Origin of the sequence: Hahella sp. HN01 (assembly GCF_018986435.1) — a bacterium.
Lineage (GTDB): Bacteria > Pseudomonadota > Gammaproteobacteria > Pseudomonadales > Oleiphilaceae > Hahella.
This window is the reverse complement of record NZ_JAHMIN010000060.1, coordinates 1-18,240: the sequence shown is the minus strand read 5'-3', so window position 1 is coordinate 18,240 and position 18,240 is coordinate 1. Positions and strand designations below refer to the sequence as shown.

Annotated in this window: 14 protein-coding genes and 2 tRNA genes; 9 read left to right on the top strand and 7 right to left on the bottom strand. The window is 50.9% G+C overall.

Annotated elements, in window-relative coordinates; genetic code table 11:
• Positions 1–214: 214 nt before the first annotated feature.
• Together KP814_RS30545 and elbB are read right to left on the bottom strand one after the other, a co-directional pair.
• Positions 215–634 (bottom strand): hypothetical protein, encoded by a 420-nt coding sequence (locus tag KP814_RS30545; RefSeq protein ID WP_216740335.1) that lies wholly within the window; start codon positions 632–634, stop codon positions 215–217.
• 153 nt (positions 635–787) lie between these two features.
• A complete protein-coding gene (gene elbB / locus KP814_RS30540) occupies positions 788–1,444 on the bottom strand; it encodes an isoprenoid biosynthesis glyoxalase ElbB (RefSeq protein ID WP_216740334.1) in 657 nt (218 codons plus the stop codon).
• Positions 1,445–1,570: 126 nt separating this feature from the next.
• On the opposite strand from elbB, the gene KP814_RS30535 reads away from it, so the two are divergent.
• The 8 genes from KP814_RS30535 to KP814_RS30500 all read left to right on the top strand — a co-directional run bounded on the left by KP814_RS30535 (position 1,571) and on the right by KP814_RS30500 (position 11,238).
• On the top strand, positions 1,571–3,223 hold the full coding sequence (locus KP814_RS30535) for a diguanylate cyclase (protein ID WP_216740333.1): 1,653 nt from the start codon (positions 1,571–1,573) through the stop codon (positions 3,221–3,223).
• Positions 3,224–3,305: 82 nt separating this feature from the next.
• Positions 3,306–3,917 carry a DUF1439 domain-containing protein gene (locus KP814_RS30530; RefSeq protein ID WP_216740332.1) on the top strand — a complete coding sequence of 204 codons (612 nt, stop codon included), beginning with the start codon at positions 3,306–3,308 and terminating at the stop codon, positions 3,915–3,917.
• A 624-nt stretch (positions 3,918–4,541) separates the two neighbouring features.
• Positions 4,542–5,480 (top strand): spermidine/putrescine ABC transporter substrate-binding protein, encoded by a 939-nt coding sequence (locus KP814_RS30525; protein ID WP_253938754.1) that lies wholly within the window; start codon positions 4,542–4,544, stop codon positions 5,478–5,480.
• Positions 5,481–5,495: 15 nt separating this feature from the next.
• Positions 5,496–7,970 carry an EAL domain-containing protein gene (locus KP814_RS30520; protein ID WP_216740330.1) on the top strand — a complete coding sequence of 825 codons (2,475 nt, stop codon included), beginning with the start codon at positions 5,496–5,498 and terminating at the stop codon, positions 7,968–7,970.
• A gap of 128 nt (positions 7,971–8,098) precedes the next feature.
• Positions 8,099–9,604 carry a glutamate--tRNA ligase gene (gene gltX / locus KP814_RS30515; protein ID WP_216740329.1) on the top strand — a complete coding sequence of 502 codons (1,506 nt, stop codon included), beginning with the start codon at positions 8,099–8,101 and terminating at the stop codon, positions 9,602–9,604.
• A gap of 67 nt (positions 9,605–9,671) precedes the next feature.
• Positions 9,672–9,747 (top strand) — tRNA-Ala (locus tag KP814_RS30510).
• Between the two features lie 8 nt (positions 9,748–9,755).
• A tRNA-Glu gene (locus KP814_RS30505) sits at positions 9,756–9,831 on the top strand.
• 117 nt (positions 9,832–9,948) lie between these two features.
• Entirely contained in the window at positions 9,949–11,238 is a 1,290-nt protein-coding gene (locus tag KP814_RS30500) for a hypothetical protein (RefSeq protein ID WP_216740328.1), read from the top strand.
• Positions 11,239–11,259: 21 nt separating this feature from the next.
• Here the strand turns inward: KP814_RS30500 and KP814_RS30495 are convergent, their stop codons facing one another.
• The gene (locus KP814_RS30495; RefSeq protein WP_216740327.1) at positions 11,260–11,682 is read right to left on the bottom strand and encodes a fibronectin type III domain-containing protein; all 423 of its coding nucleotides are present in this window, start codon (positions 11,680–11,682) and stop codon (positions 11,260–11,262) included.
• A gap of 396 nt (positions 11,683–12,078) precedes the next feature.
• Here KP814_RS30495 and KP814_RS30490 point away from each other — a divergent pair, with 396 nt between their 5' ends.
• On the top strand, positions 12,079–13,953 hold the full coding sequence (locus KP814_RS30490; RefSeq protein ID WP_216740326.1) for an MFS transporter: 1,875 nt from the start codon (positions 12,079–12,081) through the stop codon (positions 13,951–13,953).
• Positions 13,954–13,981: 28 nt separating this feature from the next.
• Here KP814_RS30490 and KP814_RS30485 read toward each other — a convergent pair whose 3' ends face one another.
• The 4 genes from KP814_RS30485 to KP814_RS30470 form a co-directional block, all read right to left on the bottom strand.
• A complete protein-coding gene (locus tag KP814_RS30485; protein ID WP_256446238.1) occupies positions 13,982–14,833 on the bottom strand; it encodes a 6-carboxytetrahydropterin synthase in 852 nt (283 codons plus the stop codon).
• A gap of 151 nt (positions 14,834–14,984) precedes the next feature.
• Positions 14,985–16,124 (bottom strand): response regulator, encoded by a 1,140-nt coding sequence (locus KP814_RS30480; protein ID WP_216740324.1) that lies wholly within the window; start codon positions 16,122–16,124, stop codon positions 14,985–14,987.
• Positions 16,125–16,187: 63 nt separating this feature from the next.
• Positions 16,188–17,549 (bottom strand): PEGA domain-containing protein, encoded by a 1,362-nt coding sequence (locus tag KP814_RS30475; protein ID WP_216740323.1) that lies wholly within the window; start codon positions 17,547–17,549, stop codon positions 16,188–16,190.
• A 152-nt stretch (positions 17,550–17,701) separates the two neighbouring features.
• Positions 17,702–18,094 carry a hypothetical protein gene (locus KP814_RS30470; RefSeq protein WP_253938753.1) on the bottom strand — a complete coding sequence of 131 codons (393 nt, stop codon included), beginning with the start codon at positions 18,092–18,094 and terminating at the stop codon, positions 17,702–17,704.
• Between the last annotated feature and the right edge of the window lie 146 nt (positions 18,095–18,240).

The following is an 18,240-nucleotide window of genomic DNA, read 5'->3' as shown; positions in this document are numbered from 1 at the left end:
TATAAGTCAGCTCTCCGCCTTCGACCTGATCCACCACCGCCTGTTTAAAAGTCAGAGTGTAGTCCCGTTGTGTTCGCTTAACTCGCTGATTCATCACATTCTCCCAAAGTTAGGGCTGGAATGTGTCAACTCTATTCAGGACGGGTCAACTTTTGAAAAAAAGCCCCTGGGGAAGGGGCTGAGTCTACTCTAGCTCTAAACTAGTGAGGTTTACTCAGTGTGAAATCTTTTCCTTGAACAGGGTGACCTTGTTCAGAAGATATTTGATTCTGCTTTCGAGGTTGTGCTTATAAGTTTCGAGTCTTGGTTTGACTTCTTTGTCCACCGCTTTCTCGGCCTGCATTCTGGCGTAGGCGGACATCATGTTTGCGTTCCAGCGTATTCTGCCGCGCACGTCATAGGTGGCTGCGTCGATGTTGCGGGCGAAGTCTTTGAGGGTGTTGTTTTTGGCTCTGATTCGGGCGACAACGGCCTTTAAACTCTTATCTTCGTTATCCAGATCTGCGCCCAGTTGATTCAGAACCTTTTTTCCTTCCTGCTCAACCGTACTCAGGCCGGATTGCAGTTGGCGTTGTAGCTGGTCCCTTAAAGTAGTTAGCCGGTCCATTTGGCTTTTTGAGTTTTTTGCCGACATTTTAGCGCCTTGAAATCGGGTTATATGGCTAAATTTGAATCAAATACTAGAAGCAAAAATTAGAATAATCATCCTAATTTGCAGACAGTCGAGCAGGAGATTTAAGGCTGGGGAAACCCGCCGGTTTGAAGCCGGCGGGAGCAGAGCAGGGGGTTAGTCGGCCCAGGTTAGAATCTGTCGAACAAGCTTTTCAATACCTGTGGCGGCTTCTGAAATCCGGCCAGCCAGCATATAGGCTGGCGTGGAGACGACTTTACGTTCTTCATCCACGACTACATCGTCCACAGCGCAGTTCACGTGATGCCCGCCCATACTTTCAATGGCTCCGGCGACGTCTCTATTGTCGCCAATGGTGCATTTGACGCCGGCTCCATAGATATGGGGAATCATGGTTGGCGCGATGCAGACATAACCGGCTGGTTTGCCAGCTTCGGCGAAGGCTTTGGCGACTCGCTCCACTTGGGGGAGGATTTTCATGTCGACGCCATCGACAGCGAAGGTGGATAGGTTTTTCGCGGCGCCGAATCCGCCAGGAAAGATCAGTGCATCAAACTCATCGGGATTTAGCTCCGAGAGTTCTTTGATGTCGCCGCGCGCCAGGCGGGCGGATTCCAGTAATACATTGCGTGACGCTTCAGGGACAGGCTCTCCGCTGATGTGATTCACCACTTGCACCAGATTAATGTCTGGTGCGAAGCACTGATATTTCGCGTCGTTGCTGTCCAGCGCCAAAAGAGTGATGACGGACTCGTAAATTTCCGCGCCATCGAGGTACCCACAGCCTGACAAAACCACAGCAATATTAGCCATTGTATCTCCTCCCTTTTTCTCAGCTCAGCTTTAATCAGTCTTAACTATTTATGCCGACATACTTTAGCCCGGCGGGTTTGCATTTTCTATGCTATGGTGAATTTAGACTCACCAGAACAATCCGCCATGAATTTGAGATCGCTTTGGTTCAAATTCGGAGCAATTTGTGTCTGCTTCGCCGTGATTTTGATCATGATCTTTATGGCGGGGTTGCAGGTATTTTTTGCTCCAATGGCCAGGGACTTGGAATCTCAGCGCGCCCGTCTTGATATAGACCGGGTGACCGGCGCTTTATTCCATGAATTAACCAATCTGCATCAATATACCTTGGACTGGGCTGCCTGGGACGACACCTACCGCTTTGTTGAATCACCTTACCCTGAATACATAGAGTCCAATCTCGGCGACGCTACATTCGTTAATCTCAAGATCGACGCGATGATGCTTTATAAGCCCAATGGCGAGGTGGTTTGGGGAAAGACGTGGGATCAGGAAACCGGGGAGACGCTGTATGTGAAAGAGTTGCCCTTGGACGGCCCGCCTGATCCTGGTTTTATCCTGGGGGTGGCGCTCGGCGATTTTAAGGACCCGTATTCGGGATATTCCGGGATTATGGGGACTGAATCAGGGCTGATGTTTGTCAGTGTGCGGCCAGTGTTTCGCTCCAACCTGACTGGACCGGCGAATGGCGTGTTGTTGTTTGGCCGCTTGGTGCGCGGGCGGTTGTTACAGAATCTGCAGCAGTTGGTGGGGGTTCCATTCGCAGTCTTTTGGATGCATGACCCCAAGCTCAATGATGACTTGCGCGATATCGCCGACAGATTGACGGTGGATGAACCTATTTATACCCGGGAAGTCAGCAACTCCAAGTTGGAGGGCTACACGCTGATTCCCGATATTGAGAGCGATCTTAGCATTTTGGTGCGCATCAACGCCGACCGTGATTTTTTTAATCTGACCGCAGCGACGTTTGACCGGGCGATGAGCTACGCCTCCTATTTATTAACGGCAGTATTGGGTATCTTCGCCTTCCTTGTATTGATGCTGGTGCTGCGCCCATTGGCGCGACTGGAGGCCTATGTCAGGCGTGTTCAAAGTCAGCCGCAATTGGAAAAGCTGGATCTGCCCAAGCTGCCTAGAGACGAAATAGGAAAGCTTGGCAGGGCGTTTTATCAGTTGTTATGTCAGTTGCAGGAGCAAAGCGAAAAGCTGCGTGAGATGTCGTTTCGTGATGAGTTGACGGGGCTGGCGAACCGTCGAGCGGTCATTGGATATCTGGACGAGCGCTGGAAACTGGCTTTGGAGCAGAAGTCGGATATCGCAGTTATTATCTGCGATGTTGACTACTTTAAGGACTTTAATGATCACTATGGTCATGACATGGGCGATGAAGTGCTCAAGGAGGTCGCCTCGGCGTTGCGTCGAGGCGCTAACAAGCGGCTTGATCTAGTCGCCCGATATGGAGGAGAAGAGTTTTTAATCGTGTTGCCCGGCGCTGACCTGCATATTGGAGAGCAGGTGGCTGAGCGCTTGGTTAAGCGCGTCTATGAAATGAAACTCCCTCACCATTTTTCGCAAGTCGCCCAGTATGTGTCCGTAAGCTGTGGCGTCGCGGCTGGTTCTCCTGGCGAAGACGAGACAAAAGAAGAGTGGATTCGATTGGCGGACGAAGCCTTATATAAAGCCAAGGAATCTGGACGAAATCGATTCGCTGCGATCAATCCTGCGGATTTACGCAATTTAAAGCGCAGCGGCTCCTACAATTCAGTCAATCCTTAAGCATTTTTCCACCCGCACCTAGGCGTTATATTAAGCGCTTGACTCCGTTTCCAACGTTATCTCGAATTCTTGGTGATCTTTTATGCGTTTTGCTGCACAGCTTTCGTCTGCTCTGAGCTTCGTTTTATCCGGCTGCGATTCATTTACGGTAAAAGAAGCGGAAATTCAGGGCAGTATTAACAAGCAGCTCCCTATCCAAGGCATTATCAATGTGCAGGTCCGTGCGCCGGAAGACTTGGGTGGACTGGGTGGCATCCTGCCGGACCTTATGCGCCAAAGCCTGTCCGTACAGGCGCAACTGGACCTGCAGCGACTGAATATTGCTTTGTTGGGCGATAAAGGCGGATATGTCATGTTGGATGCTGAGCCGATGTTGTCCACCCGAATTTTGGGCGTTGGTATTGAGGAGCCGCTCCGAATTACTGGAAGTGCGGCGATACGATGGGAGGCGGATTCAGGCGCTCTGTATCTGGATAACATTAAAGTGCTGAATGTCGAGTCTCGCTTTATTAATCGTTTCGTGCCTGAGGGCGTTCGCAAGCCTTTGTGGAGCAGTATTAGCGATTGGCTGAATGCATATTATGGGGCTTATCCTGTCTATAAGTTGAAAGAGCCCGTTGGTATTGCAAGTAAAATTGTTGGCGCTGTGCGAGAAATTACGGTCGAAGACGATATGGTGAGGTTCCGCTTATAGCGGGCGATGTCGCCAGGCTCTCTGTCTCGAATACCCGCGAATCCCTGTATACCCTTTAGGATACGGAGATTCTCGGATTTTTATTCCTATAGATATGACTAAACTTCATCTTTACTTGTCGGTGATTGGCTGATCGTCGTCAGGAAGTCGAGCCATGCCGGGCTCTTTAACCGGGTGGCAAAAGAAGTAAAGTTGTATTAATGAAATAGGTACCAGCTGTGATTAGACGTTTTGCATCTTATGGCGCACTGGACGCGTTCATAGCAGCCAACACAGTGCTGCTGGTTCAATGCTGGCCTGACGTTAACGGCGAATGGGTCGCTGAATTCAAGGCCTAATGGAAGAATCTTTTAAAGAAGCCGGGTGATGAGAGTCACCCGGCTTTTTTCTTTCTATATCCGGGGCTTCTGCTAATCTCAAAGAGAGTGGCCAGGGCTTCCGGCAAATACCGTCATATCCCCGGCGTAGTGCAAAAACACGGATATCGGACAACTGATAGACACCGCCGACATGGAGCATCGCCTGATTCTATGGTTGACCATATGGGGGGTTAGCCTTCTCTATCCTTCCGCGGTAAGGGGAGCGGATAGTGTCGAGCTGGTTTTGTATAACTGGGCGAATTACATGCCTCCTGAGTTACTGGACGCCTTTCAAAAGGAAACGGGGGTTCAGGTGCGGGAACTTTATTACTCCTCTGATGAAAGCAAGCAAGCGTTGCTGGCGGAAACCCAGGGCGTTGGGCTTGATTTGATTATCAGCGCCGGCGCGTCTATGCGGGAATATGTGATTCCAGAATGGATTGATGCGTTACAGCCGGAGCTATTGCCCCATCTATCCAATGTGGATGAGCATTGGATGAGAAAGTTTGGAGAGGTGGAGGGCTTTGGTGTGCCCCTGTTGTGGGGAACCATCGGCATCGCCTACCGAAGTGACAAGCTTCCGCAGCCGCCCTCCAGTTGGCGGGACTTTTTTAAACCCCATCATAGTCTGCGACAAAAAATCATGGTGATCGACGATTCCGCCGACGCATTTGGAATGGCGTTAGTGGCGTTGGGATATTCCATGAATGCGACGGACCTCGCTCAGGTTGAAGCGGCTGGCGTGCTGCTGGAACAGCAGAAGCCTTATGTGGCGGGTTACGCCTATCCGCTTATTGATGAGAACTCTGAACTGATCAAAGGCCATATTGTAATGGCCATGATGTACAACGGAGATGCGGTAGGTCTGCACGAATTGGACCCAAGAGTGGCGTTCGTGGCGCCGGCTGAGGGCACTAATTTGTGGGTGGACTACATTGGCGTTGTCAAAAAAAGCCAACATAAAGAGGAGGCGCATCAGTTTATCGACTTTTTGCTGCGCCCGGAAAACGCCGCCAAGCTGTCTGAGTTTCTGCACTATGCGTCGGCGAATAAAGCGACGGCCTCCAAGTTGTCAAAGGAGCATCTGGAAAACCCTGATATTTACCCGCCTAAAAACGTGATGGATAAGGCGGATACTTACAAAGTCATTTCGCCGGAGGTGTTAAAGTTGCGCAACCAGATGTTTCGTTCTATTAAGCGCTAGAATGGATACGCCGCCATGCTAAAACTGCAGTTAAGAGCGCGCATCTTTCTATTTGTCCTGCCTTTCATCGTATTGCCGCTGCTTATGTTCGGCAGTCTTTCGTACCTTTATATTCGCGAGAACACCATGCGCATACTGGAGCATCAGCTTGATCTCTCTTTGCGCAGTGGGCGTGATGAGCTCAACAAGGATTTTAGCTCCGCACGCGCCAATCTGGAGTTGTTCGTCTCCAATGACATTATTCGCCGCTACCTGAATCTCCCTGATACGGTGCGCTACAAAGTCATGCAGCCCGCATTGCTGGGGTTGTTCGCTGACTACCGTAAAGCCTTTCCTTCATATGTCGATATTGCCCTGTTATTACCGGATGGCGGTATTGACTCAAGGGATGCGGAAGACCCCAAAGCTCCGCCTAAATACCACGATTTTATTGAGCGAGTAGCGGCCCAGCGCCCGAGCTACGCGGAGCAATTGTTTTTCGTGGAAGAGGGCGGGTACATCGAATATGTGCAGGCGCAACGAATAGATCATCGCAACGAGGCGGTGGAGTATCTCGGCACGACGGATCTGACCAAAGGCTATCTTCTGGTAGTGATGCGGATCGAGGATGTGATGCAGATGTTGCGCAAAAAGCTGAATAACCCGGAAGGCTACGTTGTGGTAAGCGATCCCCAGGGAGCCTCTTACTTTCTTAACGATAAGGAGCTGAAGCTATGGGGCCCTCTGGTAAAACAGATTATTACCTCAGGCATAGGACGATTGAGAGGATTTACTCTGGGGGATCAGGATTACCTTGGGGGCTTCTATCGCGTTAATGAGCAGCTTTTTATTACCGGTATCGTCACCGAGGAGGTGGTCGACCGAATGGTGACGCCAATCCTGATTGCCTTGGGCTGGTTTGTGGTGATTGTGGTTATCGTGGCGTTTTTGTTGATTTATTCGAAGCTAAACAAACTGCTGCTGGAGCCGATTAATCGCCTCCAGCGTCAAATCGCGGCGTTTCGCAGTGGCGCTGAAATCGCTTGGGTGTTTGACGGTAATGATGAGCTAAGTCGTCTCAGCGCGGAGTTTGAGGAAATGGCCTCAACCCAGCGTGGGCAAATTGAGCGCGTGAAGGGGCTGTCGAATTTAGATCCGCTAACGGGCTTACCTAATCGCACCGCCTTTTCCGGCATTTTAGAGAAAGCGGTCAGCTACACTCGCAGGCAGGATCAGGCGTTGGCGGTGCTGTTTATCGATATCGACCACTTCAAGCGCGTCAATGAGACCTATGGCTCCAAAGTGGGCGATGAGTTGTTCCGGCAGGTGGCTGACCGAATCAGCGCCAGCCTGCGGCTTTCCGATGAAGTGGCGCGACAGGTGATGACGGAATTTGGCGATATGGACCGGGTTCTGGTGCGCACTGGTGGGGATGAGTTCACCGTGCTGCTGAGAGATATCCGTAAAGCGCATCAGGTTTCATTGGTCGCCTCACGAATTCTTGCTGCATTTGATCACCCGTTTACCTTGGATGAGCACAGCGTTTCCATGTCCGTCAGTATTGGCATCGCCTTGTATCCGGTGGACGGGCAGACACCAGAGCTGCTATTGAAAAGTGCGGACTTGGCCATGTACGAAGCCAAGCAAGCGGGTGGGGCATGCTTCCGATTCTTTACGCATGCCCTCAACACTTCTGCAGAGAAACGGTTGCAGTTGGAGCGAGATATTCAGGATGGCCTGATCGTAAAAGAATTTACGGTGCACCTTCAACCTCGCGTTAATTTAAGGACCGGCGTCGCCACGGAGTTTGAGGCGATGGCTCGATGGAATCATCCGCGGCTGGGTATATTGCTCCCTGAACAGTTTATTTCTGTGGCGGAAGAGTCCGGTCATCTTATTGAGCTGGGCAAACAGTTACTTGAGGCCGTTTGCAGCGCGATAAAGAGTTTGCAGCAAAGCGTCGGTAATGACGTGACCGTATCATTTAATCTTTCTCCGCATCACTTAAGGATGAACGAAGTACTTAGCGAAATCAGTAATTGCCTGGAGCGTTACGGTCTGCCAGGAGAGACGCTCGAACTGGAGATTACCGAGGACTTGCTAAAAGCGGAAAACAAGGACGCCTTGATTCTCTTGAATCGATTGCGTGAGCGCGGAGTGTCTGTGGCGCTGGATGATTTTGGCTCTGGGGATTCCTCTTTGTCGGCGTTGCGTCGTGCGCCTATTGATACGCTGAAAGTCTCGCCAAACTTCATGCAGGAATTATATGTCGATAAAGAAAGCCCGGTTGTCCTGAAGGCGATCTGCGATCTGGCGCGTAGTCTTGAGCTGAAGGTGGTGGTGCAGGGCGTTGAGAGTCGGGCTCAAGTGGAGCAGGCGCTTACCGTCGGCGCTGATCAGGCGCAAGGACACTACCTCTCAGAGGCGGTTCCTGTTGATGACGTGAGGGTGGATTACCGCATTAAAATTTTCGACCTGCCTACTGGCGAGCGTGGCGGTGTAAGAGTTTAGTTTCTTCCCCGACTAAACTTCCTCAGGGTGTGTGCAGTCGCTGTCGCCATGTTTATAATGCCAGTTCACTTTGCTGTGGCCTGAAATCGGGCCCGATTCACTGAGATATAAAACAGGTAACTGCTACCATGACGGTAAGAACCCGTATTGCACCATCTCCCACCGGCGATCCTCACGTAGGTACCGCTTATATTGCGCTTTTCAATTTGTGCTTCGCTCGTCAGCACGGCGGTAAATTCATTCTGCGTATTGAAGATACTGATCAGACTCGCAGTACGACAGAATCGGAACAAGACATTCTGAGCGCTTTGAGATGGTTGGGGCTGGAATGGGATGAGGGTCCGGATGTCGGCGGTCCTCATGCGCCTTATCGTCAAAGCGAGAGAAAAGACAGTTATCGCGCTTATGCTGAAGAACTAGTCGCTAAAGGGCATGCATACTACTGCTTCCGCACGCCGGAAGAGTTGGATGTCATTCGCGAAGAGCGGAAAGCGCAAGGTTTGCCACCGGGCATAAAAGGCGATCTTGAATTGCCCGCAGATGAAGTGAAGCGTCGTCTGGCTGCTGGCGAGCCGCACGTTATCCGGATGAAAGTACCGGATGAAGGCGTGTGCGTTGTGAAAGACATGCTGCGTGGCGATATTGAAATCGATTGGGGGCAGGTCGACTGCCAGATTCTATTGAAATCCGACGGCATGCCGACGTATCACCTGGCCAATGTGGTGGATGACCATTTGATGGAGATCACCCACGTCATTCGCGGTGAAGAGTGGATCAACTCGGCGCCTAAGCATATGCTGCTGTATAAATACTTTGGCTGGGAAATGCCGACGCTGTGCCATATGCCGTTACTGCGCAACCCGGATAAAACCAAGCTGAGCAAGCGCAAGAACCCAACCAGCATCAATTTCTATGAGCGTTTGGGCGTGATGCCGGAAGCGCTGCTGAATTATCTGGGCCGGATGGGCTGGTCCATGCCTGACGAGAGTGAAAAGTTCACGCTGAACCAAATGATCGAGAATTTCGACATTAAGCGTGTTTCCCTTGGCGGACCGGTTTTTGACATAGTGAAATTGCGTTGGCTGAATGGGCTCTGGATGAGAGAGAATCTGAGTGAAACTCAGTTCCTGGAACGCCTAGTGCACTGGTCTTACAACAATGACTACGCCGCCAAGATGATTCCTCATGTGCAAAGCAGAGCGGAAACATTTTCCGATGTGGCTCCGTTGGCGGCCTTCATGTTCAGCGGCTATTTGCCGATTAAAGAGGAAGATTTCGCTGCCTCCAAGCTGGAGGCTGAGCAGCTCAAGAAGGTGCTGCAATATTCGCTGTGGCGGCTGGAAGCGCAGCGTCATTGGATCAAAGAGAATATCTTTGCTGACCTGAAAGCGCTCAGTAAAGCGATGAGTGTGAAAATGGGCGACTTCATGATGCCGATTTTCGTGTCCATCGCGGGTACGCCAAATTCTTGGTCAGTCGTGGACTCTATGGAAACCCTGGGGCCGGATATGACCCGCGCCAGACTGCGGTTTGCGCTGGAAGTATTGGGCGGGCTGTCCAAGAAGGGGCTGAAGGCGGCGGAGAAAGAGTTCGCTCAAATTTCAGCCGCTATCGACGCTGCTGAAAAAAATTAGAATTTTTTCAAAGGTAACGCTTGACTCAATGGGGGGATATCTCTAACATACGCCTCCGTTGTGACATGGGGCCATAGCTCAGCTGGGAGAGCGCAACGCTGGCAGCGTTGAGGTCGACGGTTCGATCCCGTCTGGCTCCACCAAGTTTCTAGTCCCCTTCGTCTAGAGGCCTAGGACACCGCCCTTTCACGGCGGTAACAGGGGTTCGAATCCCCTAGGGGACGCCAAATCGAAAACCCTCATATCGAAAGATATGAGGGTTTTTTTTATGCTTTCGAGGCTGAAGTTTTTTTCTCCACCGCCGATAACCTGTTAGCGACTGCAGTTTGTTGGGCGGAGGCTTCATGCAGATCCAATCCTCTTCCATTCAGTTGACCAATCAGAGTGTTTCGCAGGAAAAAACGCTGGAGCGCGAACGTCTTTTGTTTGTCTCCTCGCAATCTTCGCCAGTAGATACTTCCGGTTCTTATTTGCTTGGTCAGCGACAATCTTATTTCAACTACGACGCCAATCAATCTGAAAGCGCTCAGGTGTACTCCAGGGTGCTTTCTGGCGATGGTCAGACAGAAGTGCTGGATAGGAGTTCGGCCTTATCGCAGATTATTCAGGTTGGGTTGCAGGGAGAGGAGGCGGTACAGGTGATCGCAGGTGGGGCGACAGGTGGCGTATCGCTCGCGGGCGAGGCCGTTGTTGCATTCAGTCGCTATTCCTTTGTTTCTGAGTCACAAAGCTCCACAACCGTTTCTTCCGGTGTGATCAACCTGGAAGATGGTAGGGAGATTGCGTTCACCTTATATCTTAATCGTGAGCGTGCGAGTGTCGTTGAAAGCCAATCTAACCTTTTGGTCAGCGCAAGAGTGATGACTGATCCGCTGGTGCTGAATTTTGGGGTGGAGACTGCGACGTTGCGTAACACATCCTTCAGCTTTGATTTGAATGGAGACGGTCGGCAGGAAGATATTGCGGAGTTAGGCGTTGGCAGCGGCTATTTAGTGCTGGACGTAAATGGCGACGGAAAAATTAATAATGGCGGTGAAATGTTCGGCGCCTACAGTGGCGATGGTCTTGGCGACCTCTCTCGTTATGATGCGGACGGCAATCGTTGGATTGACGAATCTGATCCTGTCTTTTCCCAATTGCGCGTTTGGACGGCTTCTGAGAGTGGCGATAAGCGGCTATTGTCCCTCAAGGAGGTGGGAGTCGGCGCGATATATTTGGGCTCGACGCCGGACTCGTTTGAATTGGTGGGTGATTATGGTCGAGTGCTTGGGCGCACTAAGTCCACGGGCATAATGTTGATGGAAAATGGCGATGTGCGCACCTTGCAGGAAATTGACCTTGCGCACTCCGCTCCAGCCAGTATGAGACCCTTTTCTGCAGAAGTAATTGAAGAGGCTCGTGCTGAACTTAGTTTAGAAGGTGCTCAGACGTCCTCAGATGATGCGCAAAGCTCAAGCTTTGTGCTCGGCATGCAGAGTGTTCTTGCCAGGCTAAATGAGCTTAGAGAGCGGCAGAAGCAATATTTGGAAGCGATGGCTCCAGCAACAGTGAAATTTAAATCACCGCTTGAGCAGCTATTAGCGCGAATGGAAGAAGAGCGCCGAAAACTTCAGCGGCGCTTACACAAGGACTAAGGGGAAGGTGTGTAAAACTGGTTAGCGAACTGTCTTGGGAAGAATCTTTGAGGGCTCGCTTTCAAAGCCGTCAGTGTCTACCACTGTGACTGCAAAGTAGTGTTCGCCTGGCTTGAGGTTGTCAAAATAGTATGAGTCGGAAGTGGCGGACATTTGAATAGAGCTCCATTTATCGCCCTTTATACTCTTCTCTGAGCTTGCTGGCGTAAAGCTGTGATAAACACGATAACTATCAATTTCTGAAAGCGCCAAAGGCGAACCATCTTCTCGAGTGGTTGGGGCATCCCAGAATACGTATGCGCCATTATCTGTAGAGCTGGATGAACCTCCGCCTCCTCCACAACCGGTTACCAAAGTTGCCAGAAAGAAAATGCCTGTGAATATGGGTAAGGATTTATTACGTACGCAAGCAGATAAAATTGATGCAAATCCTGCAAATGACATGGACTTCACTGTAGGTACCGCCTTATACCAGCTCCTAATTTTGCGATGGAGTTTAAACTAAGCCTGTGACGGGATTCTGTTTATTTCGGTAACGAATTGTTTCTCAACAAAAAATTACAGAATGTAAGGGCTTGGAGAACGCTTCCGAAGCGCCTGTTGCTCTTAGAGATGCGAGCGATACTGGAATAGACTTGGTTTCTGAAGGTTGTAACAAGTCTGTGTATTAATAGGATGATGCGGATATCGATACTCGATGGGCAATTATTCGCAACCTGCCGAATGTTGCATGGCGTACCAGAAGCGCTGCTGCTAATCTTCGCTAAAACAAAGTGTTATAAAAATTCGCTGGATAGCGGCTTGCTATCCGATTGCGTTTCGCCCTTGCGGAGTTCCTTCATGGCTAATAAAGGCGTGTTTAATCTGCTCGGCTCCATTCGTTTTCTGCCGTATTTCTTGACGCAGGCGTTTGGAGCTTTTAACGACAACCTTTTCAAGCAGGGTATCTTACTGCTGTTTGCATACAAGCTGAGCGAAGAAGAAAGCGCAACGCTGGTAAATGTGGCGGCGGGTTTGTTTATCCTTCCGTTTTTCCTGTTTTCACCCCTGGCGGGCCAGCTCGCAGATAAGTTCGAGAAGGGAAAGTTAATTCGGATTATCAAACTGGTGGAAATTGCGCTTATGTCGCTGGCCGCCTTTGCTTTTATCACTGAGTCCAAAGTTCTACTGTTGTTTTTGTTGTTTATGATGGGAGTGCAGTCTGCAGCGTTTGGCCCAGTGAAATATTCCATTCTCCCGCAGCATTTGAAGCACGAAGAGCTGCTGGCTGGAAATGCGCTGGTGGAAATGGGCACCTTTCTGGCGATATTGTTCGGCACTATCCTCGCTGGCGTTTTGTTTAGCCATCAGGGGGGCGTAAATCTGATCGCCGGCGGCATTATTGTCTGTGCGATCGCTGGATATGTCGCCAGTCGTTCGATACCGCAGGCGGATTCGGTCAACCCGCAGCTAAGAATTAATTGGAACCCGATTACCGAGACAATGGGAACCGTGCGTGACGTGAAAGGCAATCGCGCGGTGTTTCTCTCGGTGATGGCTATTAGCTGGTTCTGGTTTTTGGGGGCGAGCTACCTGACTCAATTCAATCTTTTCACCAAAGAATACTTATTGGGGAATCCTGCCGTCGCTACGGGGCTATTGACGTTGTTTTCTATCGGCGTTGCGGCGGGATCGCTGCTGTGCAGTAAGTTGTCGGACGGCAAAGTGGAGCTTGGACTGGTGCCTATCGGTTCACTGGGGCTTACCCTGTTTGGCGCCCATCTCTACTTTGCGACGCCTGCCGTTAATGTCATAGAGCTACGAACGTTTGGAGAATTTCTGGCTGATCCCTCCGGTTATGGCGTGTTATTTGATCTATTGTTTATAGGTTTGTTTGGCGGCTTTTATATTGTGCCCTTGTATGCATTGATTCAGGAGCGCTCAGAAGAAAAGAAACGGGCGCAGGTCATTGCGTTGAATAATGTCATGAACGCTATTTTTATGGTGTTCAGCGCAGCCTTCGCCATTGTTTTCTTAACACTCATAGGGTTGAGCATTCCCGAATACTTCCTGGTGCTGGCGATCATGAACGCCGTTGTCGCCGTGTATATATTCAAGCAAGTGCCGGAATTTGCATTGCGCTTTTGCATATGGCTTTTGGGTCACACGATGTATCGGGTTACGCATCGAGGTTTGAGTAATATTCCAGAGGAAGGGCCTGTTGTGTTGGTGTGCAACCATGTCAGTTATGTTGACGCAATGCTGATCGGCGGCGCTGTGCGCAGACCTGTGCGTTTTGTCATGGATAAAGGTATTTACGAAATGCCGGGACTGCATTGGTTTTTCAAGCTTGCGCGCACCATCCCCATCACTTCTGAAAAGAGAGATCCGGATACCTATCACCGCGCTTTCGAGGCGATTAGCGAGGCGCTGGAGAATGACGAGGTGATTTGTATCTTCCCTGAGGGGCGCCTGACAAAGACGGGGGATATTGACGCGTTCAGAAAGGGGATTGAACTAATTATCCAGCGCAACCCTGTACCTGTAACGCCAATGGCGCTACGAGGGTTGTGGGGCTCATTCTTCAGTCATAAAGATGGCATGGCGTTGGCTAAACTGCCACGGCGCTTCTGGTCGAAAGTCGAGCTGGTCGCGGACGCAAGCTGGGAGCCGGAAAAAGTCAGTTCCGATGCGCTGGAAGAGAAAGTTAAGGCTTTGAGAGGGGAGTGGGCTTAGCCCGCTCCGCTTTTTCGATATAGAGGCGCTAACGTTCGGCGATAGCGCCTTTTTTTACGCCTTCGTAAGCTCGCACGGTAAACCAGTTTTGCGGGCGCTGCTTTTTCAGGGTCTGCGCAATATGTTCAGCGATCCACTCAACAGTGGAATCAGTATCAATCATATATACGCGCTTCTTCGGCATCAGTAGCTCAAAGTCACCTTGTGAGGCGGCGTATTTAAAGCGAATGTGCTCAACGCCATTGATAGTCTCTTCTTGGGCGACATCTTCCCAGCTACCGATATAGATATCTTTCCATTTCTTGGCCCATTGATACTCGGTGAGCTGGCTGCGCTGTCCGTCTGCAAATATTTCCAGCTTGGAGCGGTGGCCGTGAGCAATGCGCTGGCAGTTACCGGCGTGCTTTTTCAATCCATGAGTGTAGTGGTAGTAAGCGCCTTGAATGTTTTCTTCACGCAGGCGGATTTTCACCTTTTTCACATTGTCCGGCACCACGCTTTGCAGGTGCTTGGTCAATAGAGGCTCCACTGACTCGATATCGATTTCTGTCAGGGGCAGGGCGGCGATGGCGTCAGTAGGGCAGGAGATGTGAAACTGTGCGTCGCCGGGAAAGCCGCAACTGACTTCAATGCGCTCGCCTTTTTGCTCGACATTCATGTCCAGCAGATCCTGAGGCACCACCAACTTGTGATCGATCATATCCTCCGCAGCCTGGCGAAGGATTTTTTTGACGTCGCCAAAATCGAACACCATGCCTTGTTCGTCCAGGTCGCCGGAAAGCTCAATATCCATAATCCAGCTTTCTCCAACGATGCCGCGGAGAGGGTGAAGGTAAGAAAAATCAAGGACGGTAAGGTGATCAACAAACAGACGATTCATAAGGGGTGGCTATAAAATGAGCTATGTGTGCGAAATTAATGCTGCGTTATATCGCTTAAAAGCGTGTAAGTCCAGTAAAGTTGAGTATTTTCCTGGGGCTTCCCCCGCCTCGCCAAACAATCAATGGGGGCGGGAGATGGCAGGAGAGTAATCAGCCGAATATGCCGGAGATAAAGGCGACGCCTGCGGCGAATACGCCGATACTGATCGATAAAGCAATCATATAAGCTTTATTGCTGGCGCTGCGTTGTGATTCCGCGTACAGCTCAATAGTGCGTTGGGCGATGTCTTCCGCTGTTTCCCGGGAGATATCATGCGCTTGTTGGATGGCTTCCGCCTGCAGGGTTTGCCAGAACTCAGTGTCAATGGACTGCACTGTCGTCATGTGGTCCTTCAGCTCATCCAATTGCTTCTGAGTGATGGCGGGAGAAGCGCCTGTGGCGGAGGCCGCCGGCGCGGCGTTTTTAAGCTCTTCCTTGATTTCGTTCAGCTCTTGGCTGATTTCTCTGGCCAGCTCAGCGGACACCTCTTCTTTGAGTGCGGCGAAGCTGGTGGTAATCTGGTTTTCAATGCGGCTATAAAAAGTTTCTATACGCTCATCATGTCTGTTTTGTAGTTCTTCCGACAAGCGCTTGAGGTGGGCGTACTGTTCATCGAACAGGTCGCTTAATAGTTCGTGAACGCGCGTGTTCAAACTGGTTTTCACTGTAGAACGCGCGACCTGCTCGATCATTTCTATTGGCAGGCTGAAGGCTTTTCCGTTTACGGGCAGGGCGTCATGAGGTGAAGGCGGCTGCTCTTCTTTGGCCTTGACGTTCGTAGCGGCAGTTTCCTCCGTATCATCTACGTCATGGTCGCTGAAGGCGAAATCCATGGCGGTCAGGTCGATAGGCGCTGAAGCGAGACTGCCGGCCTCAATATCCCGGTTAAGCTGCTCCAGAATGCTGTGCAAGCCATCGGTTTGCGGCGGTTTGGTGAGAATGTTGTAAATGCCGAAGCGTTTGGCTGCGTCCTCAAATTCCTTGGACTTTTTCGACGTGCACATAATGATCGGAATGGCGGCGGTATCCGGATTGGATTTGATCGCCTTGGAGGCTTCCACTCCGTTCATACCCGGCATCAAGTGATCCATAAATATCACGTCGGGCGGCGAGTTCTTGCTCAAATAATCGAGCGCTTCCTCCGCAGAGCCGGCCAGATTTACGTTCATGCTGACGTTTTCAAGTAGCTTGCTGAGCGCAAACCTTGCTACTTTGGAGTCGTCAACGAGTAACGCAGTTTTAATTGTCATGGTGTACCTCAAATACCAATGTCACCGTCACAGCGGGCTAACATAGCTGACTTTGGGTGTTTGTTACCAGCCTTCTAAAGGCGGGCATTGAGTTGCTCTATAACTTTTCAGGCGATAGCAAACGCCGGGGTTACTGCTGCGGGCGGTAAATATTTCGCCCTCCGGCGTCGTCAGCGTCGCCAGTCCATATGGTTTACCGAATTTAAATGTACCGCTGATCTTACTGCCATTGGGGTTCAGTAACTCCCCCTGTCCATGAAACTTCCCTTCAAAGAACTGTCCGGTGTACTTTTTTCCGTCCGCGTAGATGAGTTCCCCTTTGCCCTGGAACTGCCCGTTGGCGAAGCCTCCCTCGTAATGAGTTCCGTCCGGATAGGTTAACGAACCGGAGCCGTGATATTTGCTTTCGGAAAAACCGCCAACAAAGAGCATACCGTTTTTGCCGGTCAGCGTGCCTTCGCCGTTCAGCTTTCCATCAACCCAGTAACCTGTATAGATATCACCGCTTTTCAGCGTCAGCGTACCTTCGCCATTGAACTGGTCGTCCCTAAAATCGCCGACATACAGGTCGCCGTTTGGCTGCTTGAAAGAGCCGTGTCCGTGCTTGCGGCCTTCATACCACTCTCCGTTGTATTCCGCACCGTTGGCCATTTTCAGCAGGCCTTTGCCATGGAACAGCTTGTTGACGAACTCTCCCTGATAACGGGAGCCGTCTTTGCCGACATAGGTTCCTTCGCCAGTTACCACGCCATGCTTCCAGACGCCATCTTTGTATTCCACAACCGTGATGCGATCCAGCGTCACGCTGATGGTGCGAGAGTCGCCTCGGGTGAGGTCGATTTTATTACGAAAGGTTTTATAGCCTTCTTTGCTGACCTCTATCTCGTATTCGCCTGCCGGCAACTCTACTTCAACGGCGCTGGCGCCGTAGGGCTTTCCATTAATGAGGACATTGTCATTGGCGACATTCGAACGGATAAACAGCTTGCCGGTTTCCGACATAGTGGGGGAGGGCGACTGTTGGGTTTCTTTCGCAACAATTTGCTGTGGTAAGGAGAGCGTCTGGTCCGCGTCCGCTGACGCCAGTAGCGCACTGTTTTCCGCATCCTGTGTGGTGTTCGATTCTTCAAGCGCCTGCTGTTGTTCCGGCGTTAACTGATCGACGAACAGGACGGCCTCTTCCAGCGATTCCCCCGGCGCGTTTTCAGTAGAACGGAAACTTTCCAGCTGGGCGCTGAGATCCGCACTGCCGATAGGCGTGCCGTAATCGGTAGTTTTAATATCGCCTGCCCTGCGCTCGGTCGCGGGGGATAAGGTATCCGCCAGCGCCGGTATGTTGATATCTTGCCTATGGGCGAAGCCGGCGGTCACCAGCAGCATCAGGACAAGCGCATTGATAAATAAAAGTGGTCTCAGATCGACCATTATTACTACCTTGCCTACCAACCCATGTGTAATTTGTAATTCATCTTAGCCCCTAATCCGGCTGATTGTAACCAAATAGGTCACGGCTTCTATTAAATGCATATAGTGTCACATTGCTGTTGGTATTGGCTCACGCTAAATATCTGTCCTTGTTAAGTTTTGTTGCGAGTTTGCAACTCCTCCCAAGCGCGCATGTGGACATCCGCCTCATATTCGTAAGGGCTTTTAAAGGGCGTAAGTATGAAGTCAAAAACTGCGAAGGTGAAGCCGATTGAAAACCAGGCGATAAATAAAGTTTCTATAGTCGCCGCCTGACTTTGTGGGTTGGCCTCCACGAATGATTGCAAGCTGGGAAGAATGTCCTGAACCATTGCTACGGGATTGAAGCGGGACAGCACCAAAGGCACCCAGAATGCGATGAATACAGGAAAGAACGTAAATGACCATAGAAAGCGCCGTAGTAAGTAAATGAGCGCTGACTTCAAATAACGGGTGCGCAGCTCCGGGATTTTCTTGATTTCATTCAAATAGCGCTTGCGTTCCACCCAATAGGCTTCAATCTCTACTGGAGCTGGAGCTGGAGCTGGAGCTGGAGCTGGAGCTGGAGCTGGAGCTGGAGCTGGAGCTGGAGCTGGAGCTGGAGCTGGAGCTGGAGCTGGAGCTGGAGCTGGAGCTGGAGCTGGAGCTGGAG

Coding starts and splice junctions, on each gene's coding strand:
- KP814_RS30520 (WP_216740330.1), top strand. CDS start 5,496: ATGCTAAAACTGCAGTTAAGAGCGCGCATCTTTCTATTTGTCCTGCCT.
- gltX (WP_216740329.1), top strand. CDS start 8,099: ATGACGGTAAGAACCCGTATTGCACCATCTCCCACCGGCGATCCTCAC.
- KP814_RS30480 (WP_216740324.1), bottom strand. CDS start 16,124: ATGACAATTAAAACTGCGTTACTCGTTGACGACTCCAAAGTAGCAAGG.
- elbB (WP_216740334.1), bottom strand. CDS start 1,444: ATGGCTAATATTGCTGTGGTTTTGTCAGGCTGTGGGTACCTCGATGGC.
- KP814_RS30500 (WP_216740328.1), top strand. CDS start 9,949: ATGCAGATCCAATCCTCTTCCATTCAGTTGACCAATCAGAGTGTTTCG.
- KP814_RS30530 (WP_216740332.1), top strand. CDS start 3,306: ATGCGTTTTGCTGCACAGCTTTCGTCTGCTCTGAGCTTCGTTTTATCC.
- KP814_RS30475 (WP_216740323.1), bottom strand. CDS start 17,549: ATGGTCGATCTGAGACCACTTTTATTTATCAATGCGCTTGTCCTGATG.
- KP814_RS30485 (WP_256446238.1), bottom strand. CDS start 14,833: ATGAATCGTCTGTTTGTTGATCACCTTACCGTCCTTGATTTTTCTTAC.
- KP814_RS30490 (WP_216740326.1), top strand. CDS start 12,079: ATGGCTAATAAAGGCGTGTTTAATCTGCTCGGCTCCATTCGTTTTCTG.
- KP814_RS30495 (WP_216740327.1), bottom strand. CDS start 11,682: ATGTCATTTGCAGGATTTGCATCAATTTTATCTGCTTGCGTACGTAAT.
- KP814_RS30535 (WP_216740333.1), top strand. CDS start 1,571: ATGAATTTGAGATCGCTTTGGTTCAAATTCGGAGCAATTTGTGTCTGC.
- KP814_RS30545 (WP_216740335.1), bottom strand. CDS start 634: ATGTCGGCAAAAAACTCAAAAAGCCAAATGGACCGGCTAACTACTTTA.
- KP814_RS30525 (WP_253938754.1), top strand. CDS start 4,542: ATGCCTCCTGAGTTACTGGACGCCTTTCAAAAGGAAACGGGGGTTCAG.